General features: G+C 73.5%; 17 protein-coding genes. 6 read left to right on the top strand and 11 right to left on the bottom strand.

The window, feature by feature from the left end; translation table 11 throughout:
- The first annotated feature begins 77 nt into the window (after positions 1–77).
- Entirely contained in the window at positions 78–1127 is a 1050-nt protein-coding gene (locus OIE75_RS31205; RefSeq protein ID WP_307015820.1) for a DUF2637 domain-containing protein, read from the top strand.
- Between the two features lie 50 nt (positions 1128–1177).
- Here the strand turns inward: OIE75_RS31205 and OIE75_RS31200 are convergent, their stop codons facing one another.
- The 3 genes from OIE75_RS31200 to OIE75_RS31190 form a co-directional block, all read right to left on the bottom strand.
- Complete coding sequence (locus tag OIE75_RS31200; protein WP_329472929.1) at positions 1178–1576, bottom strand: ATP-binding protein; 399 nt, start codon at positions 1574–1576, stop codon at positions 1178–1180.
- A gap of 134 nt (positions 1577–1710) precedes the next feature.
- Positions 1711–3453, bottom strand: coding sequence for a pyruvate dehydrogenase (locus OIE75_RS31195; RefSeq protein WP_307015818.1), 1743 nt, complete (start codon positions 3451–3453; stop codon positions 1711–1713).
- A 28-nt stretch (positions 3454–3481) separates the two neighbouring features.
- Positions 3482–5290 (bottom strand): protein phosphatase 2C domain-containing protein, encoded by a 1809-nt coding sequence (locus OIE75_RS31190; RefSeq protein ID WP_329472928.1) that lies wholly within the window; start codon positions 5288–5290, stop codon positions 3482–3484.
- A gap of 269 nt (positions 5291–5559) precedes the next feature.
- On the opposite strand from OIE75_RS31190, the gene OIE75_RS31185 reads away from it, so the two are divergent.
- Both OIE75_RS31185 and OIE75_RS31180 read left to right on the top strand, forming a co-directional pair.
- Complete coding sequence (locus tag OIE75_RS31185) at positions 5560–6543, top strand: helix-turn-helix domain-containing protein (protein WP_307015816.1); 984 nt, start codon at positions 5560–5562, stop codon at positions 6541–6543.
- A 73-nt stretch (positions 6544–6616) separates the two neighbouring features.
- Positions 6617–7102: a DUF456 domain-containing protein gene (locus OIE75_RS31180; protein WP_307015815.1), complete on the top strand. Its 486-nt coding sequence runs from the start codon at positions 6617–6619 to the stop codon at positions 7100–7102.
- Here OIE75_RS31180 and OIE75_RS31175 read toward each other — a convergent pair.
- Genes OIE75_RS31175 through rsgA form a run of 3 tightly spaced genes read right to left on the bottom strand, consistent with a single transcriptional unit; the run spans position 7099 to position 10230 of the window.
- On the bottom strand, positions 7099–7626 hold the full coding sequence (locus tag OIE75_RS31175; RefSeq protein ID WP_329472927.1) for a methylated-DNA--[protein]-cysteine S-methyltransferase: 528 nt from the start codon (positions 7624–7626) through the stop codon (positions 7099–7101). The genes OIE75_RS31180 and OIE75_RS31175 overlap by 4 nt on opposite strands.
- Positions 7623–9092 carry a DNA-3-methyladenine glycosylase 2 family protein gene (locus tag OIE75_RS31170; RefSeq protein WP_329472926.1) on the bottom strand — a complete coding sequence of 490 codons (1470 nt, stop codon included), beginning with the start codon at positions 9090–9092 and terminating at the stop codon, positions 7623–7625. The genes OIE75_RS31175 and OIE75_RS31170 overlap by 4 nt, the downstream gene beginning before the upstream one ends.
- A gap of 28 nt (positions 9093–9120) precedes the next feature.
- Positions 9121–10230, bottom strand: coding sequence for a ribosome small subunit-dependent GTPase A (gene rsgA, locus OIE75_RS31165; protein ID WP_329472925.1), 1110 nt, complete (start codon positions 10228–10230; stop codon positions 9121–9123).
- A 373-nt stretch (positions 10231–10603) separates the two neighbouring features.
- Between rsgA and OIE75_RS31160 the strand changes: the two genes are divergently transcribed.
- Positions 10604–11482 carry an SDR family oxidoreductase gene (locus tag OIE75_RS31160; protein WP_307015811.1) on the top strand — a complete coding sequence of 293 codons (879 nt, stop codon included), beginning with the start codon at positions 10604–10606 and terminating at the stop codon, positions 11480–11482.
- Between the two features lie 102 nt (positions 11483–11584).
- Here OIE75_RS31160 and OIE75_RS31155 read toward each other — a convergent pair whose 3' ends face one another.
- From OIE75_RS31155 to OIE75_RS31145, 3 genes are all read right to left on the bottom strand, one after another.
- Positions 11585–13120 (bottom strand): FAD-dependent oxidoreductase, encoded by a 1536-nt coding sequence (locus tag OIE75_RS31155; RefSeq protein ID WP_329472924.1) that lies wholly within the window; start codon positions 13118–13120, stop codon positions 11585–11587.
- A gap of 100 nt (positions 13121–13220) precedes the next feature.
- Entirely contained in the window at positions 13221–13766 is a 546-nt protein-coding gene (locus OIE75_RS31150; protein WP_307015809.1) for a pyridoxamine 5'-phosphate oxidase family protein, read from the bottom strand.
- A gap of 120 nt (positions 13767–13886) precedes the next feature.
- Positions 13887–14255 carry a low affinity iron permease family protein gene (locus OIE75_RS31145; RefSeq protein WP_307015808.1) on the bottom strand — a complete coding sequence of 123 codons (369 nt, stop codon included), beginning with the start codon at positions 14253–14255 and terminating at the stop codon, positions 13887–13889.
- Positions 14256–14419: 164 nt separating this feature from the next.
- On the opposite strand from OIE75_RS31145, the gene OIE75_RS31140 reads away from it, so the two are divergent.
- A complete protein-coding gene (locus OIE75_RS31140) occupies positions 14420–14827 on the top strand; it encodes a class II D-tagatose-bisphosphate aldolase non-catalytic subunit (RefSeq protein ID WP_307015807.1) in 408 nt (135 codons plus the stop codon).
- On the opposite strand, the gene OIE75_RS31135 is transcribed toward OIE75_RS31140, so the two are convergent.
- Positions 14787–16106 (bottom strand): radical SAM protein, encoded by a 1320-nt coding sequence (locus tag OIE75_RS31135; RefSeq protein ID WP_307015806.1) that lies wholly within the window; start codon positions 16104–16106, stop codon positions 14787–14789. The two genes, OIE75_RS31140 and OIE75_RS31135, sit on opposite strands and share 41 nt — an antisense overlap.
- A 106-nt stretch (positions 16107–16212) precedes the next feature.
- On the opposite strand from OIE75_RS31135, the gene OIE75_RS31130 reads away from it, so the two are divergent.
- Entirely contained in the window at positions 16213–17472 is a 1260-nt protein-coding gene (locus OIE75_RS31130; protein ID WP_329472923.1) for an FAD-binding protein, read from the top strand.
- Here OIE75_RS31130 and OIE75_RS31125 read toward each other — a convergent pair.
- A complete protein-coding gene (locus OIE75_RS31125) occupies positions 17469–18734 on the bottom strand; it encodes an MFS transporter (protein ID WP_329472922.1) in 1266 nt (421 codons plus the stop codon). The genes OIE75_RS31130 and OIE75_RS31125 overlap by 4 nt on opposite strands.
- Positions 18735–18839 lie beyond the last annotated feature (105 nt).

Genomic DNA, 18839 nt, shown 5'->3' with positions numbered 1-18839 from the left:
CCGAAACCCTCTGAGGGCCGCTGGGTTTGGGCCACCATGGCGGGCGTTACGCCCTATCCCACTGCAAGGGACCCCAGATGAGATTGACCGACATATCGCTGAACTGGCTGCTTCCGGGCGCCGTGCTGCTCCTGGGCATGCTGGCGGCGGTGGCGGTGCTCGCGCGCGGCAAGCGTTCCCCGGGGAAGGACGCGGGCGCGGACGACTCGTGGGAGCGGATGGAGGAGCGGCGCAGGCGCAAGGAAGCCCTGTACGGCACCGTCTCCTACGTCCTGCTCTTCTGCTGTGCCGCGGTCGCCGCGGCGCTCTCCTTCCACGGTCTGGTCGGCTTCGGCGAGCAGAACCTCGGCCTGAGCGGAGGCTGGCAGTACCTGGTCCCGTTCGGCCTCGACGGGGCGGCGATGTTCTGCTCCGTGCTCGCGGTGCGCGAGGCCAGCCACGGTGACGCGGCGCTCGGCTCGCGCATACTCGTGTGGACCTTCGCGTTCGCCGCGGCCTGGTTCAACTGGGTGCACGCGCCCCGCGGTCTCGGCCACGCGGGTGCCCCGCACTTCTTCGCGGGCATGTCCCTGTCGGCGGCCGTGCTGTTCGACCGGGCCCTCAAGCAGACCCGCCGGGCCGCGCTGCGCGAGCAGGGCCTGGTGCCGCGTCCGCTGCCGCAGATCCGCATGGTGCGCTGGCTGCGGGCCCCCCGGGAGACGTACCGCGCCTGGTCGCTGATGCTCCTCGAGGGCGTGCGCAGCCTCGACGAGGCGGTCGAGGAGGTGCGCGACGACCGGCGCCAGAAGGAGGAGACCAAGCAACGGCGGCGCGAGCAGGAGCGCCTGGAGCGGGCCCAGCTCAAGGCGATCAGCCGGGGCCACGGCCACCGGGGCTTCCCCGGCCGCGGCGGCCGTCAGGTCGAGGTCGAGGTGCAGCAGGTGGAGCGGGGCACCGAGCGCGCCACCGCGGAGCCTGCGATATCGGCTCCGGAGCTGCCGGTACGCCAGCGCCCCTCCCTCCAGCCGGTGCGGGGCGGGACCGAGCCGGTCACCGTCGACCTCACCGCGGAGGACGACACCCAGGCCCTGCCGCGCCTGGACTCCCTGGAGCGCAAGCTCAAGGACCTGGAGCAGCAGTTCGGCTGACGGACCGCACACCGACGTGAAGCCGCCTGAGGCGCCGGCGAACCGGCGCCTCAGGCGGCTTCGGCGCCCAGTTCGAACCAGACCGACTTGCCCACCTCGCAGGGCCGTACGCCCCAGTCGTCGGCCAGGGACCGCACCAGGACCAGGCCTCTGCCGTTGGTGCTCTCCTCCGGGTCCGGGGTGCGCGGCCGGGGCGGCCTGCCGACGTAGTCCCGCACCTCGACCCGCAGCGCGCGCGGGCCGACCGTGGCGGTCAGGACGGCGCCCTCGTCGGTGTGGACCAGCGCGTTGGTGACCAGCTCGCTGGTGAGCAGTTCGGCGATCTCCGACTGTCCGGGCCCGCCCCAGTGCCGCAGCAGCTCGCGCAGGGCCCGCCGGGCCTCGGGCACCGCCCGCAGGTCCGCCCGGCCGAGCGGCCTCCTGAGGTCCGGCGCCGCCCGCTTCCTCATGTCCCCCGTCGGCATGCTGATGTCGTCTCCCCCTTCTGGTCGAGCATGTTCACGGTCGAACATCCTCACGGGGGAAGCCTTGCCCGTTCGGGCGCCCGGCAGTCATACGGATTGGCGGCGACCGCCACGTCCGGTCACGGCCGGGGTACGTTGCGCAGGTTCGAGCGGGCCATCTGGAGCATGCGCCCGACCCCGCCGTCCAGGACGATCTTGGAGGCGGACAGCGCGAAGCCGGTGACCATGTCGGCGCTGATCTTCGGCGGGATGGACAGCGCGTTGGGGTCGGTGACGACGTCGACGAGGGCCGGGCCCCTGTGCTTGAACGCGGCCTTCAGGGCACCCGGCAGATCCTTGGGCTTCTCCACCCGCACCCCGAAGGCGCCGCACGCCTCGGCGACGGCGGCGAAGTCGGGGTTCTTGTTGGCCACGCCGTGCGAGGGCAGGCCCGCCACCAGCATCTCCAACTCGACCATGCCGAGCGAGGAGTTGTTGAAGAGGACGACCTTCACCGGCAGATCGTGCTGGACCAGGGTGAGGAAGTCGCCCATGAGCATGGTGAACCCGCCGTCGCCGGACATCGAGACGACCTGCCGGCGCCGGTCGGTGAACTGGGCGCCGATCGCCATCGGCAGCGCGTTCGCCATCGAGCCGTGCGAGAACGAACCGATGATGCGGCGCCGCCCGTTGGGCGAGATGTAGCGGGCGGCCCAGACGTTGCACATGCCGGTGTCCACCGTGAACACCGCGTCGTCGTCGGCCAGGTCGTCCAGCACGGCGGCCACGTACTCGGGGTGGATCGGGACGTGCTTGTCGACCTTGCGGGTGTACGCCTTGACGACGCCCTCCAGCGCGTCCGCGTGCTTCTTGAGCATCCGGTCGAGGAACCGCCGGTCGTGCTTCTCCCGCACCCGCGGGATCAGACAGCGCAGGGTCTCCCGGGCGTCGCCCCACACCGCGAGGTCCAGCGTGGAACGCCGGCCCAGGTGCTCCGGCCGGACGTCGATCTGGGCGATCTTGACGTCGTCGGGCAGGAAGGCGTTGTACGGGAAGTCCGTGCCGACCAGGATCAGCAGGTCGCACTCGTGGGTGGCCTCGTAGGCCGCGCCGTAGCCGAGCAGACCGCTCATCCCCACGTCGAACGGATTGTCGTACTGAATCCACTCCTTGCCGCGCAGGGCGTGCCCCACCGGCGACTTGATCTTCTCGGCGAACTCCATCACCTCGGCGTGCGCGCCCGCCGTGCCGCTGCCGCAGAACAGGGTGACCTTGTCGGCGTCGTCGATCATCCGCACCAGGCGGTCGATCTCCTCGTCGCCGGGGCGGACGGTCGGCCGGGAGGTGACGAGTGCCGTCTCGGCGGCCTCCTTGGGGGCGGGCTCGTCCGCGATGTCGCCGGGCAGCGAGACGACACTGACGCCGCCCTGGCCGACGGCGTGCTGGATGGCGGTCTGCAGCAGCCTGGGCATCTGCTTCGGGCTGGAGATCAGCTCGCTGTAGTGGCTGCACTCGCGGAACAGCTGGTCGGGGTGGGTCTCCTGGAAGAAACCCAGGCCGATCTCGCTGGACGGGATCTGCGAGGCGAGGGCGAGGACGGGGGCCATGGAGCGGTGGGCGTCGTAGAGCCCGTTGATGAGGTGGAGGTTGCCGGGGCCGCAGGAGCCGGCGCACGCGGCCAGCTTCCCGGTGATCTGCGCCTCCGCGCCGGCGGCGAAGGCGGCGGTCTCCTCGTGCCGGACGTGCACCCATTCGATGCCCTTGTGCCGGCGCACGGCGTCCACGACCGGGTTCAGGCTGTCGCCGACGACTCCGTAGAGGCGTTCGACCCCGGCGCGGGTGAGGATGTCGACGAACTGTTCCGCGACGTTCTGTTTGGCCATGGCTCTACGTATGGCACAGCGAGCGGCCTCACGCCTCCCAAACGGCGGCCGCCGTACGGTCGTCCGCGTACCCCTTGACCCGGACGCCGGTGTCGGCGAGGAAGTCCCCGAGTCCGGGCGGGGTGCGGCCCGTCCACCGCCGGGCGAGGAGCCCGCCCAGCTCGGGCTCGGTCAGCATCGGCTCGGCCAGGCCCGTGGTGCACATCAGCAGCACATCACCCGGGCGGGCTACGGAGGCCCGGAAGCGGAACGGCCGGCGGGGCGGCTCGTCGGGGGGCGGCGCGTCGTACGGGCCCGGGGGCGCGGTGACGCCGAGGTCCATGGTGAGCCGGTCGCCGTCGGGCGTCTCGCTCGGCCGGTCGGCGGGCGTGCCCCTGGGCAGCGAGCCGAAGCCGAGGACGGGCGCACCGGTGACGTCGCCCGCGGTCGGCTCCATGTCCCGCCAGGTGCCGTCGCGCAGCCTCAGCAGTCCGCCGGGGCCGACGCCGAAGAACACCCTGGTGCGGCAGGCGGGGTCGGCGGGGAGTATCAGGCAGCGCAGGGAGGCGGCGTACTCCTGCGAGGACAGGCCCTGTTCGGCGGCGCCCGCGCGGAGCCGGCCGAGGCTGCGGTCGGTGAGGCGGTGCAGGCCGGACTTGAGGTCGCCGCGCCGGGCGGCCCGCAGGTCCTCGGCGAGCCGGGCGTGGCTGCGGCCCACGGCGGCTCCGATCCACCGGCAGACCTCGGCCGCCGCCCGGTGCGCCCCGGCGGTCGCACGGGTGCCGGTGGCCATCGCCACCAGGACCAGCGCGTGCTCGCCCGCGCCGAACCGGGCGACGAGCAGCGCGTCACGCCGCGGCTCACCCCGGTACCGGGCGGAGTCGCCGCGCACCGAGACGGCCCGCAGGGTGCACGTCCCGTACCGGGCGCCGTCCAGCACGGTGTCCGGCACCAGGTCGTCGAGCCCGTCGGGGTCGGCGGCCGGCAGGGCGGTGGGCTCGGGGTCGTAGGTGGGCGGCCCGGACCCGACGAAGTCCCGTGCGGCCCCGGCGCCCGGTTCCGGCAGTGGCCGTGGCGCCGCCGAGGGAAGGAACGGGGGCGGCAACGGCGGCAGCCCCACCTCCGGCGGCTCCCGAAGATCCGCGGGCCCACTCCCGGAGGCGGTACGCCCACACGGCTGCCCGGGCGCCGCGTCGGGAGCCCATGGTGGCGGGGGCGGCTCGGGCTGCGGGGACGACGGAGCCGGGGACTGCCGGGGCGGCTCGGTCCGATGGGACGCGGACGGCAAAGGCTGCCAGGGCGGTGCGGGCCGCGGGCGTGCGGGGGACGACGTGTCGGGGCGCGGTGGGTCCGGGGGGCGCGGGGCGTCCGGGGGCGGCGCCGACGGTGGTGGGGCCGGGGGCCGCGCATCGCCCGGGGGCCGTGGCGGGCGTGAGGTGTCCGGGGAGGGGGCGGTTCCTGGGCCGTCCGCGGGCTGTGCGCCGTCGCGGGGCGCGGACGGGTGGGAGCCGTCCGTCGGCTCCGCGGCGGCCGGCGGTGGCACGGCGGCCGGCGGTGGCGCAGGGGATCGCGGGTGGTCCGGGCGCGCGGGCGCCGGGCTCCCGGCGGGTGGGGGCGGGAGGTTCGACGGGGCCGCCGGTGTCGTGGGTGGGGGCTCCCAGCGGGAGCCGGCCCTGGGGCCGGGGACGGCGGGCGGGCCGTTGCCCGAGCCGTCCGTCACCGTGCCGGACGCCGAGGCGAAGCGGTCGTCCAGGGAATCCGGTGCGGCCGTGGGGCCGGTGTCGTCGGTGGAGTCGTCGTACAGCTGCCCCCACCAGTCGTCCTCAGGACCGGTGGGCCTTCCCCCCTGCTGACTCATGCTCCTGATTGTCCACCGAAGGAGCGGGATGGAAACGGGGCATCGGGAAATTCCGGCGGACCGGCACGCGCCGGGCGGCGTGTCGCGGGACGGCTGGAACAGGGTTGCGAGGTGAAGTGGCCGAGCGGTCCCACCCCCCACGGGAGAACCGCTCGGCGTCGCCACCTTGGCAGAGTGACCGGCGGTACGGCGATGATGTGCGGAGGCGGGTTTGCGCCGTGGCCGTTTTCCGCCACGGACGCTGGTTTCTCGGGGAGGGACGACGGCTGATGCTGGGAGTGCTGGGGCTGGAGGACACGCACGAGTCGGCGTACCGGGCGCTGGTGTCCCTGGGCGCCGCCGACGTGCCCGACCTGGCCAGGCGGCTGGCGCTGGGTGAGCGGGACACCGAGCGCGCACTGCGCAGGCTGGAGCAGAACGGTCTGGCCGCCCAGTCCTCGGGCCGCCCCGGCCGCTGGGTCGCCGCGCCGCCGGGCGTGGCGCTGGGCGCGCTGCTCACCCAGCAGCGGCACGAACTGGAGAAGGCGGAGCTGGCGGCGGCGCTGCTGGCCGAGGAGTACCGGGCGGCGGCGGCCGAACCCGCGGTGCACGACCTGGTGGAGGTGGTGACCGGCGGCTCGGCGGTCGCCCAGCGTTTCCTCCAGCTCCAGCTGGGCGCGACCGAGGAGGTGTGCGCGCTGGTCACCGGCAACCCGGTCGCCGTCACCGGCATGGAGAACGACGCGGAGGAGCAGGCCAGCGGCCGCGGTGTCCGCTACCGGGTGGTGGTCGAGCGGTCGGTGCTGGACCAGCCGACCGGCATCACCGAGCTGAGCGCCGCGCTGGGCCGGGAGGAGCAGGTGAGGGTGGTGGACCGGGTGCCGACCAAGCTGGTGGTCGCCGACCGGGCGCTCGCGCTGGTGCCGCTCACCGCGCGTTCCTCGGAGCCCGCCGCGCTGGTGGTGCACGCCAGCGGGCTCCTGGAGCTGCTGTCGGGCCTGTTCGAGGCGGTGTGGCGGGAGGCGCTGCCGCTGCGTCTGGGCGCCTCCGGCGTGACCGAGCACGGCCCGGAAGCCCCCGACGGCACCGATCTGGAGATCCTCTCCCTGCTGCTGGCCGGGCTGACCGACGCCAGCGTCGCCAAGCAGCTCGACCTGGGCCTGCGGACCGTACAGCGCCGGGTGAAGCGCCTGATGGAACTGACCGGGGTCACGACCCGGCTCCAGTTGGGCTGGCACGCGTACGAGAGGGGCTGGGTCGCCAGGAAGGGCTGACCCACGACCGCGCCCGGCCCCGCCCCCGCGCCGGACATCTGCGGACCGGGCCGGACTCCTGCACCCTGGACAGATGGGAGCGTGGGATCTCCTGCTGACCGGCCTGGTCATTCTGCTCGGGCTGTGCGGCGTCCTGATTCCCGGCGTGCCCGGGTCGTGGCTGGTGTGGGCCGGGGTCCTGTGGTGGGCGCTGAAGGATCCGCAAACGCTGGCGTGGGCCGTGCTCGTCGGTGCCACCGTCGTCCTGCTGCTGGCCCAGGCGGTGCGCTGGGCGCTGCCGACCCGCAGGCGCCGCCGGGACCAGGCGATGCGCCGGCTCACCGCGTACGGCGGCGCGGGCGCGGTCCTCGGCTTCGTCCTGGTCCCGGTGCTCGGCGCGATCCCCGGCTTCATGGGCGGCATCTACCTCGCCGAGCGGCTGCGGCTCGGCCGGCACGGCGAGGCGAAGGCTGCGCTGCGGACGGCGATGCGCTCGGGCGGCGCCGACGTCCTGGCGGAGCTGTTCGCCTGCCTGCTGATCACCGGGGCGTGGGTGGGGGCGGTACTGGCCGGCGGCTAGGAACGGCCGAACCCGTCCTGGAGGGCTCCCTCCAGGGTGAGCAGACGGGTCTTGCGGTCCAGGCCGCCCGCGTATCCGGTCAGGGAGCCGTCGGCGCCGATCACCCGGTGGCAGGGGCGCAGGATGAGCAGCGGGTTGGCGCCGATCGCGCCGCCGACCGCGCGGACCGCGGGCCGCGAGGCACCGATGCGCGCCGCGATCTCGCCGTACGTGGTGGTCGCCCCGTAGGGGACGTCGTCGAGGGCGGCCCACACCCGCTCCCGGAAGGCGGTGCCCGCGGCGCGCAGCGACAGCCGGAAGTCCGTCAGCTCCCCGGCGAAGTAGGCGGCTAGCTGCTCCTGGGCCGCCCGGAAGGGCCCGGTGTCGTGCCGCCAGCCGTCCTGGACGCTCCGGCCGCCCTTCTGCCCGGGCACGGACAGCGAGGTGAGCGCGCCGTCCGGGGCCGCGGTGAGGAGCAGCGGACCGACGGGGCTGTCGGTCTCGGTCCAGTACGTCACGGACGTGCCGGCGGTGGTCGTGGTCATCGGTCCTGCTCCCAGTCTCCTGCGGCGCGCAGGTGGTTCACGGCGTACGAGCGCCAGGGGCGCCAGCCGTCGGGCACGGTCGGGTCGGGCGGGGCGGTGTCGGGGTCGCCGAGGGCGCGGGCGCGGACGACGGCGGCCGTCCGGGCGTCCATGCCGGGCAAGGCGAGCAGGGCGCGTTCGGCCTCGTCCCGGTCGGCACCCGGGTCCAGGCGTACGGTGCCGTCGGCGAGGGCGGCGGCGAGCGCGCCCACGGGGCCGTCCGGCTCGGCGGCGGCGAGGACCGCCGGTTCGGGGAAGAGGTGGGTGAGGGTGCCGCAGGGCGCGTCGAGGACCTTGCCGTACCGCTGCACCAGCCGCTCGGCGGCCGCGCGCCCGGCCAGGGCCCGGACGGCGAGTTCGTCGGGGTCGGCGGTGCCGGGTGAACGCAGCCCGGGGCGGGCGGCGACCAGGGGGGCGAGGCGGGGGTCGGCGCCGAGGCGTTCGTCCACGGCGTACGGGTCGGCGTCCAGGTCGAAGAGCCGCCGCAGGCGCTGCACGGAGGTGGTCAGGTCGCGCAGGTCGGTGAGGTGGAGGCGGGCGTCGAGCCAGCCGCCGCCGTTGCCCTGGGCGCGCGTGCGCTCCTCGACGGCGACGATGCCGGTGCCGTACGGCAGCCGCAGGGTGCGCCGGTAGCGGCGCCGGCCGGGCGGGCCGCTCACCTCCTCCACGCCGGCGACGGCCTCCCGCTGGAGCAGGTCGAAGACGGGTCCGGCCTGGTAGGGGCCGCGGTGGGCGAGGCGCAGCGGGACGCCGGCGGACGGGGCGGCGGTGCGCCGGGAGGCGGCCCGGTCGGCCGCCGGAGCGGCGGCGCGGACATCGCTCGGGGTGGCCGCGTACACGGCCCGGACGGTGTCGTTGAACTGCCGCACGCTGGCGAACCCGGAGGCGAAGGCGATCTCGGTGACCGGCAGCCCGGTGGTCTGCAGCAGGACGCGCGCGGTGTGCGCCCGCTGGGCCCGGGCGAGGGCGACGGGCCCGGCGCCCAGCTCGGCGGTGAGCTGTCGCTGCACCTGGCGGGCGCTGTAGCCGAGGCGGACGGCGAGTCCGGCGACGCCCTCGCGGTCGACGACGCCGTCCCCGATCAGCCGCATGGCCCGGCCGACGACGTCGGCGCGGACGTTCCAGTCCGCCGAGCCCGGGACGGCGTCGGGGCGGCACCGCCGGCAGGCCCGGAACCCCGAGCCCTGCGCGGCGGCCGCCGTCGCGAAGAAGCGCACGTTGCACCGCTTCGGGGTGACCGCCGGGCAGCTCGGCCGGCAGTAGATGCCGGTCGTGCGCACGGCGAAGAAGAACGCGCCGTCGAACCGGGCGTCCCGGCTGCGTACGGCCTCGTACCTGCTGTCCTCGTGCGCTGTGCGCTGTGCTGTCTCGGTCACGCTGTCCAGTCTCCGCCAGTCCGGCGGACCGGGCTGGCGGAAATCGGACATGACATCCGAGCGTGGCCGGAGCGGGTGGCTACCGGGGGCCGCCGCCCCGCTTGGCCTCCATGGCCGCCCGGCCCATGGCGCCCCGGCGCTTCCACTCCTTGCGCATCTCCGCCCGGACCCGGGCGTCGGTCTTGGCGATGATGCGCTGGTTCTCCCGCATCAGCTTGCGGTAGCTCTCCAGCCGCCGTTCGGGCAGCTCGCCGGAGTCGAGGGCGCCGAGGACGGCGCAGCCCGGCTCGCGCTCGTGGGCGCAGTCGTGGAACCGGCAGTCGCGGGCCAGCTCCTCGATCTCGGCGAAGACCTGCCCGACGCCGCTGCTCGCGTCCCACAGGCCGACGCCGCGCAGCCCCGGGGTGTCGATCAGCACGCCGCCGCCGGGCAGGGCGAGCAGGTTGCGGGTGGTCGTGGTGTGCCGGCCCTTGCCGTCGACGTCCCGGATCCGCTGGACGTCCATGACGTCCTCACCGAGCAGGGCGTTGGCGAGCGTGGACTTGCCGGCGCCGGACTGTCCGAGCAGCACCGCCGTGCCGCCGCCGACGACGGCGCCCAGCACGTCGAGCCCCTCGCCCTGCTCGGCGCTGACGGTGAGCACCGGCACGCCGGGCGCGCTGGTCTCCACGTCCTGGACGAGATGCGACAGGGTCACCGGGTCGGGCACGAGGTCGGCCTTGGTGAGGACGACCACGGGCTGCGCCCCGGACTCCCAGGCGAGCGCGAGGAACCGCTCGATCCGGGCGAGGTCCAGCTCGGCCGCGAGCGACACGGCGACGATCGCGTGATCGACGTTGGCGGCGAGGATCTGCCCCTCGGACCGCTTGGAGGAGGTGGAGCGCACGAAGGCGGTACGACGCGGCAGATACGTGCGTACGTAGCGCGGGTTGCCGTCCGGTTCGAGGGCGACCCAGTCGCCGGTGCAGACGACCCGCAGGGGGTCGTGCGGGGTGACGAACGCGGTGTCGGCCCGCACGGTGCCGTCGGCGGTGACGACGTCGCACTGGCCCCGGTCGACCCGTACGACGCGGCCGGGCAGGAGCCCTTCGGCGGCGTACGGGGAGAAGGCGTCGGCCCAGTCCTCGTCCCAGCCGTAGGGGGTCAGGTCGGAGGAGGAGGTGGACGAGGTGGAAGCGTGAGAAGACAAGGGGTGACCCTTCGAGGGGCGGCCCCGGCCGGGAACTGCGGGAAGTGGTGTCAGCCGGCGGCCACGGAGGTGGACTTGACGGATTCCTGGATGCGGGCAGCGCCCTTCGCAACGACAGCCATCGGTCAACACCTCCCGGGTCACGTACAGCGAGCAGCGGCGGCGGAGCAGCCGCCGGAACGAACAGAACTCTAGCGGCGCGCCGCGAGGCTCACCAGCGATTTACCGGGCACCGATGATCTTCCCGAGACGCTTCACGTCACCCCAGTGGAGAGACTGGGGAAAGGCCGGGGAGAGTCCTGTGGCCCTGGGTACCCGTGGCGAGGCCCGGTGTGATCACCGGGTCCTTCGTCAGGTACATGGAGGTAGACCCGTGACCGAACAGCAGCACCCCGGCGAGCAGCACCCGACCCCGGAGTTTCCCTCCCAGGACCAGCCGCACCCCGGTTGGACGGGGCCGATGGACCCGCCCCCGGACCACGGCGAGGAGTCCTACCGGGGCAGCGGCCGGCTGGAGGGCCGCAAGGCCGTGATCACCGGCGGGGACTCCGGGATCGGCCGCGCGGTCGCCCTGGCATTCGCCCGGGAGGGAGCCGACGTGCTCTTCACCCATCTGGACGAAGAGAGGGACGACGCCGCCGAGACGATACGGCTGATCGAGGAGGCCGGTCGGCGTGCCGTGGCCGTTGCGTGCGACGTACGGGAGGAAGAGAACTGCCGTGCGCTGATCGACCGCGCCGTCTCCGAGTTCGGACGGATCGACGTCCTCGTGAACAACGCGGCGTACCAGATGTCCCAGCCCGACGGCATCGAGGCGATCTCCACCGAGCAGTTCGACCGGGTGCTGCGCACCAACCTGTACGGCATGTTCTGGCTGTGCAAGATGGCCCTGCCGCACATCCCGGAGGGCGGCAGCGTCATCAATTCCGCGTCGGTGCAGGCGTACAAACCCAGTCCGCATCTGCTGGACTACGCGACGACGAAGGGTGCCATCGTCACCTTCACCCAGGGTCTGGCGCAGATGCTGATCGGGAAGGGCATCCGCGTCAACGCGGTGGCGCCGGGCCCGGTGTGGACGCCGCTGATCCCGGCGACCCTGCCGGATACGCAGACGTTCGGCAAGCAGGCCCCCATCGGGCGGCCCGCGCAGCCCGCCGAGATGGCGCCGGCGTATGTCTTCCTCGCCTCGCAGGAGTCGTCGTACATCACAGCCGAGGTCGTCAACGCGACGGGCGGGACGCCGTTGCCGTAAACGCACCGTCCCGGCTCCTCCAGATCGGATCTCTGGTCATCACCGGCCTCGTGGGAACACGAGGCCCCTTTCCGGACACACTGCCCGCACCACGACGGCGGGTCAGATGTCGCGTCGTTTCAGGGGCTTGATCGCCGGGCCCTCGATCACCTTGCCGTCCGTGTCGAAGCGGGAACCGTGGCAGGGGCACTCCCAGGCGCGCTCGGCCGCGTTGAAGGCCACCAGACAGCCGAGGTGCGTACAGCGTGCCGAAAGGGCGTGCAGCGCGCCCGCCTCGTCCCGGTAGACCGCCAGCCGGTCGCCGCCCGCCTTGACCACCGCGCCCTCGCCCGGCGGCAGCGCGTCCACCGGTGGTACGGGCCGCAGCCGGTCGCCGACGAAGTGACCCGCCACCTCGGCCTGCGCCCTGAGCAGCGCGGGCGCCTCGCGCACCGCCGTACGCAGCCGGCGCGGGTCGTACAGTCCCGCCCACGCGCACTCCTCGCCGGTGATCAACGCGGTGAGCAGCCGGCCCGCCATCATGCCGCCGCTCAGCCCCCAGCCGCCGAAGCCGGTGGCGACGTACGTGTGCCGTGCCCCCGGGTGCATCGGGCCCACCATCGGCACGGTGTCGGAGGGGTCGATGTCCTGGGTGGCCCAGGCGTGGGTGAGGTCGACGCCGGGAAAGTGCTCGCCCGCCCACGCGGACAGGCGCGCGAAGCGCTCCCGGGTGTCGCCCGTGCCAGGCGTGAAGTGCTCGCCGGTGACGACGAGCAGCCGGCGCCCAGAGTCGGCGGCCGCTCCGTCCAGCGGAGCCGTACGGACCGAGCGGGTGTTGTCCTCCGGCGTGATGAACATGCCGTCGACGTCGCGGTCCGCCTCGACGCTCCCGGCGACGACCAGCTCGCGGCGCGGGGAGAGGCGGGCGAAGAGCAGCGCCCGGTCGAAGACCGGGTAGTGCGTGGCGACCACGACGTCCCGGGCGGTGACAGTGGCCCCGGTGCCGGTCGACACGCGGCACGGCGTGCCCTCGTCCAGACCGTGGACGGGGGTGCCCTCGAAGATCAGGCCGCCCTGTGCCTCCAGATCCTCGGCCAGGGCCAGCAGGTACTTGCGGGGATGGAACTGGGCCTGCCCGGTCACCCGGACCGCGCCCGCGACCGGGAACGGCAGCCCCGTCTCCGTCACGAACGACGCGGGCAGCCCCGCCTCCCGCGCGGCGTCCGCCTCGGCCCGCAGCTCGTCCACCCGGCCCGGGTCACGGACGTACGTGTACGCGTCCCGGGTCTCCCAGTCACAGTCGATGTCCAGGTCCGCCACGATGCCGGCGGCCCGCTCGACGGCCTCGGACTGCGAGCGGGCGTACAGGCGGGCGCCCTCCGGGCCGCGGGTACGGCGCAGCCGGTCGTAGATCAGCGTATGCAGGGCGGTCAGCTTCGCGCTGGTGTGCCCGGTGACGCCGGCGGCGACCCGCCCGGCCTCCAGCACCGCGACCCGGCGCCCGGCCCGCCCCAGCTCCCAGGCCGCGCTGAGCCCGGCGACCCCGGCGCCGATCACGACGACATCGACTTCCAGGTCCTCCGCGAGGGCGGGGCGCGGCACACCACCCGGCGCCGTCTGAAGCCAGTACGAGGCGTTGACCTGCGTATTCTCCGTCATGCGGGCCGAGTACCCCGATGCCGCGGCTCCACTGCCGCGCCGGGTCACGACACGTTGGCCACCGTCGTTCGCCCCGGCGGGACCGGACGGCGCGGGCCCGCTAGAAGGTGTAGCGGGTGTGGCTGAACACCTGGCCATCGTGCCCGAAGCCGTACGCCGTGCCGGGTGCCACCGCGAACAGCAGGTCGTTGCCCTCGCGGATGCTGTCGCCGAAGCCGTGGAACACCCCCTCCGGCGAGGTGATGTGGTCCCCGTACTGTGCCTCGAACGCGGCCAGGACCTCGTCCTGCCGCGCCGGATCCGTCACCCGCTCCGCCGTGCCCTCGACCACGACGTCGAGGCCTTCGGAGAGTGAGTTGTGCCCTGTGGTCAGTGCGCAGTGGGGATTGGCGGCCAGGTTCTTCGCCTTCTGCTCCCCCGACCCGGTACTGAAGTGCAGCGCCCCGTCGTGCCAGGCGGCGATCAGCGGTGTGACGTGCAGGCGGCCGTCCGGCCGGACCGTGGTGATCCAGAAGACCTCGGCGGCCCGCAGCCGTCGCTGGGCCTCGGCCCAGTCCGTGGCGGTGACGTTCTCCGCGCCCGGGCGCGGGTTGAGGGCGGAGCTGTAGCGGGCGTCGAGTTCGGTCCTGGGCTGCTTCGGCGTCATGCGGAACACCTTCCCTTCCTGTCACCAGGGCTACGCAGCCGGTACTGAAGGAACGCTCGTCCGCCGCAGGTCAAAGCATTCCGTCGGAACACCCGCTTCGGGCACGCCCACCCGTCCCACTCAGGTCTGCTCCTCGATGCCGATGGCCGTGCGCAGCGAGCGCTGGGCCGGGCCGGGTTCGCCCTGCTGGGACTCCAGCAGGGCGGCGGCGATGGCGTCGAGCTTGCGCTGCACGGCGTGCTCGGCCCTGCGTTCACTGTTCTTCAGCAGCGCCAGCAGCAGAAGGGTGACCGCGGTCATGGACTCGCCGGCGAGCAGCATCCAGGTGAGCGGCGCCTTGGCGATGTGCACGCCTATGACGATGCCGACCAGCAGCAGGCAGACCCCGAAGAAGGCCGGACTGCTGGTGAAGTTGGACGCCCGCTCGGCGAACCGCTCGAAGGGGCCGCGCCTGCTGCCGCCGCGTTCGGCCGGGTGCTCCAGGGTCATGTGCCGCCTCCTTCGGTGCCGCCGGGTGTCGGTGCGGTCCTCGTACCCGGACGGGGCGTCGGCAAATGTGCCGCGACGCCCGGTCACAGTCGGTGATCGAGGCCCGGAAGCGGTACCGGTCGCCGCGGTAGCTGGCGACCGTCAGTTCCAGCGGGCGGCACCGGGTGTTCGGCTACCGCCGGTCCGCGACGGACCGGCTGCGCCGGGTCCTGGACGACGAGCCGGACATGGTCTTCGAGGCCCACTCGACCGACTACCAGTCGGCCGCCTCGCACGGCGAACTGGTGGCCGGCCACTGGGCCGTCCTCAAGGTCGGCCCCGGTCTGACGTTCGCCCTGCGCGAGGCGCTGTTCGCGCTGGCGGCCATCGAGGACGAGCTGGTCGGCCCGGACCGGGCGTCCCGGCCGGCGGCCGTCGTCGAACGCCGCATGCCGGAGGTTCTCCTGTGCGTGCGGTGCGTCGGTCAGTCCACTCTGGTACGCGCCGCACACACAGGCAGTAACGCGCAGAAGTTGCGCGCTGTTGCTCGCTTCACACCTCGACGGGCGCGTCCTCCGGCAGGCTGTCCATGAAGGAGCTGACGGAGAAGACCGCGTTGCCGGCGCCGGGCGGGCCGTAGCCGGGGGGCGAGGAGAGACCGAACTCGTCCATCGTCTGCCGGTAGGCCTGGAGCAGCCGGATGTGGTACTCCAGCGGGGCGCCCTGCGGGTTGGCCTTGCCGAGCGGGGTGGTGGGCTCGGGGCACCAGGTGGTGAAGCGGGGCGTGATGCCCTGCGACATGAAGAAACGCAGGCCCTCGGTGGTGGAGGCGATGGCCTCGTCGACCGTCTTGAAGCCGAAGGGCTCGGCCATCTCCACGCCCGCGACGAAGTTCGGGATGACGTTGCGCGCGCCGAAGACGTCCGCTGAGTCGAGGATGCGCTTGTGCCACTCGTCGCGGCCGACGTAGCGCTCCTTGCCCGGGCAGTACATCTTGAACAGGTACTCGTCCCACACCTCGTAGTTGGGGTGGTAGATCTGGACGCCGTAGTCCTTGAAGCGCTGGACGTCGTCCTTGGGCAGCGCCTGGGCGACGACCTTGCCGATCCAGCGGCCGGGGAAGTGCTCCTCGATGGCCTTGGCGTAGCGCCCGTAGAAGTCCGCCTCGTCCAGGCCCTGGACCTTCGACGTGATCGCGCCACCGGTGAGCGTGTAGGCCGTGGACGTCTTGGCCGTGTCGTACGTGTTGATGATGTCGAGCGCTTCGAGGACCTCGTCGACGTCCTTCACGCCCGTGTAGGGGCGGCCCGCCGCCTTGTGCTGGCGCCAGTTGTGGTTGATGTCGCAGTACTGGCACTCCTCCTTGGCGCCGAAGTACTGGCAGACCCGGAACGCGGTCAGGTAGATCAGGTAGCCCCACTGGATGGTCGGGGCCACCTCCATGACCGACTTCCCGTTGGCGAGCTTGTGGCGGTAGTACTCCGGCATCGGCGGCACGCCGACGTCCGAGATGCGCTTGCCGTCGAGGTAGAGGCCGAGCTGGCCGTGCTCGTCGGAGGCGACCCGGTACGGCGAGGACGGGTTCACGCGCACCGAGACGACGGTGCGGCGCAGGTCGTAGGGGCCGCCGGTGAGGATGATCTCCTCGGGCGGGCGGCGCAGCGCGGCCTCGCCCAGCTCCGGCAGGGTGCCGTGGTCGAAGGAGAAGATGAAGTACGACTTCGGCTTGACCTCACCCGACTCGTTGTCGCTCAGCGCGGAGGGGTCGAAGGCCACCCCGCCGCGGAGCAGGTCCTCCTTGAAGACGGCTTCCCGCGGTACGTGCGGAAAGCGCTCCATAAGATCCTCGACCAGCGCGGTACGGCTGCCCATCCGTGTCTCCTCCCGGCTCAGGCGTTCGACTTCTCACGGTATGCCCCCGCGCGTGCGGCTTCCCGCCCGGGGCCCCTTCCAGGCGCGCCGGGTAGGTTTCCGCCGTATGAGCGACGTCACGGTGACCAACTGGGCCGGCAACATCACCTACAAGGCCAAGGAACTGCTGCGGCCGCGCTCGCCGGCCGCGCTGCGGGCCCTGGTGGCGGACAGTACGCGGCTGCGGGTGCTGGGCAGCGGGCACTCCTTCAACGAGATCGCCGAGCCCGGCGACGGCGGCGTCCTGCTGTCGCTGGCCGACCTGCCGTCCGAGGTGGACGTCGACACGGAGGCCCGTACGGTGCGGGTGGGCGGGGGTGTCCGGTACGCGGAGCTGGCCCGGCGGGTGCACGCGCGGGGCCTGGCGCTGGCGAACATGGCGTCGCTGCCGCACATCTCGGTGGCCGGCTCGGTGGCGACCGGCACGCACGGCTCCGGGGTGGGCAACGGCTCGCTGGCGTCGGAGGTGCGCGAGGTGGAGCTGATCACGGCGGACGGCTCGACGCTGGTCCTCGCGCGCGGCGACGACCGGTTCGGCGGCGCGGTGACGTCACTCGGCGCGCTCGGAGTGGTGACCGCCCTCACCCTCGACCTGGAGCCGGCCTACGAGGTCGAGCAGCACGTCTTCACGGAGTTCCCGCTCACGGGTCTGGACACGGCGACGTTCGAGACGGTGATGGCGTCGGCGTACAGCGTGAGTCTCTTCACCGACTGGCGGGCGCCCGGCTTCCGGCAGGTGTGGCTGAAGCGGCGCACGGACCAGCCGCTGCCGGAGTTCCCGTACGCGGAACCGGCGGTGGACAGGATGCACCCGGTGCCGGGCATGCCCGCGGTGAACTGCACGGAGCAGTTCGGGGTGCCGGGGCCGTGGCACGAGCGGCTGCCGCACTTCCGCGCGGACTTCGTGCCCAGCAGCGGGGCCGAGCTCCAGTCGGAGTACCTGATGCCGCGCGAGCACGCCCTGGACGCCCTGCACGCGATGGACGCGATCCGGGACCTCCTCGCGCCGGTCCTCCAGACCTGCGAGATACGCACGGTGGCCGCCGACGCGCAGTGGCTGAGCCCGTCCTACGGAAGGGACACCGTGGCGGCGCACTTCACCTGGGTCGAGGACACGGCGGCGGTGCTGCCGGTGGTGCGCGGCCTGGAGCGGGCGCTGGCCCCCTTCGCCGCCCGGCCGCACTGGGGGAAGGTCTTCACGACCCCGGCGGACGAACTGCGCGCCCGCTACCCGCGACTCGACGACTTCGGGACGCTGGCTCGGACACTGGATCCGGCGGGGAAGTTCGGGAACGCGTTCGTGCGCGGGATCCTGGGCGGGGCCTAGGACCGTCCCGCCCCGCGGATCGGCGTGAGCAGCGCGACCGTCGCGATGAGGACGCAGCCGGCGCCCGCCGCCAGGGCGACCGGTGTGGTGCCGTGGTGCTCCGCCGCCCAGGTGAGGACGGCCGCGCCGATGGGGGCCACCGAGTACTGGAGGGTCCAGAAGGCGGAGGTGACGCGGCCGAGCAGGTGCTCCGGGGTCACCTCCTGGCGCAGGGACATCGAGCAGGTGCCCGCCATGCCGACGCAGGCGAGGAAGGCGGCGCTCAGCAGGGCGACCGCGGGGACCTCGCTCACCCAGCCGAGACCGGCGAAGGCCAGCCCGCACACCGCGACCGCGCCGGTCCAGGTCGGGCCGAAGCCGAGCAGGCGCCGCGCGCGGGCCACCAGCAGCGCGCCGGTGATCGTGCCGAGCGCGCCGATCGCCATGACGGTGCCGACCGTGCCGTCGTCGCGGCCCAGGTCGTGCTTGAGGTGGTAGATGACCAGGTCGTTCAGGCCGAGGGTGAGGAAGCTGAACCCGCACAGCAGCAGGGTGAGGGAGCGCAGCACGGGGTGCCCGTACAGGAAGGCGATGCCGGTGCGCAGGTCCTGCCGGAGGCCCGGCCGCTTGCCGGTGGCCGGGGCGTCGTCGGCGGGTCGGGAGCGGAAGCGGACGAAGGCGACGCAGGCGGCCGAGACGCCGAAGCTGGCCGCGTCGACGCCGATGGCGGCGGCCGGTCCCGACCAGCCGGCCACCACCCCGGCGCACAGGGGGCCCAGCACGCCGGCCGCGGCGGCGGTGGCGTTGAGCCGTCCGTTGGCCTCGGTGAGCTGTTGGGTGCCGACCAGGCTGCGTACGACGGTGACGTAGCCGACGGCGAACAGCATGCCGACGGCCTCGCACAGGGGCAGGACGACGTAGAGCAGCCAGATCTGCGGGCCGAACAGCCAGACGACGGGGACCAGCCCGTACATGCCCATCCGGACGAGGTCGCAGCCGATGAGCAGCTTGCGGCGGTCGACGCGGTCGACGACGGCCCCGGCGAACACGGCCGCGAGGACCGCGGCGGCGCCGCCCACGGCCGTGAGCAGGCCCATCCGGGCGATCGAGCCGGTGGCCTCCAGGACCAGCAGGGGCAGCGCGATCAGCGCGAAGGAGTCGCCGAGGACGGACAGGGTCTGCGCGGCCCAGAAGACCCCGAAGTCCCGTTGCCGCCACAGGGGCCGGGTGTCCTTCGCGGGGCGTCGGGCGGCTCGGTCGGCGTCGCGTGTCTCGTCGGTCATCCCGTCGTCGCAGTCAGCCGTCGCATCCCGGTCGTCTCCCCCTGCTCGCCCTCCGCGGTCGGCGACACCCTACGGACCGGGGGCGGTCGGCGCAGCAGGGTTTAT

The sequence above is a fragment of the Streptomyces sp. NBC_01723 genome, assembly GCF_036246005.1.
Classification (GTDB): Bacteria; Actinomycetota; Actinomycetes; order Streptomycetales; family Streptomycetaceae; genus Streptomyces.
Note: the sequence above shows the minus strand (reverse complement) of the source record. Positions and strands in the feature narration are given on the sequence as shown.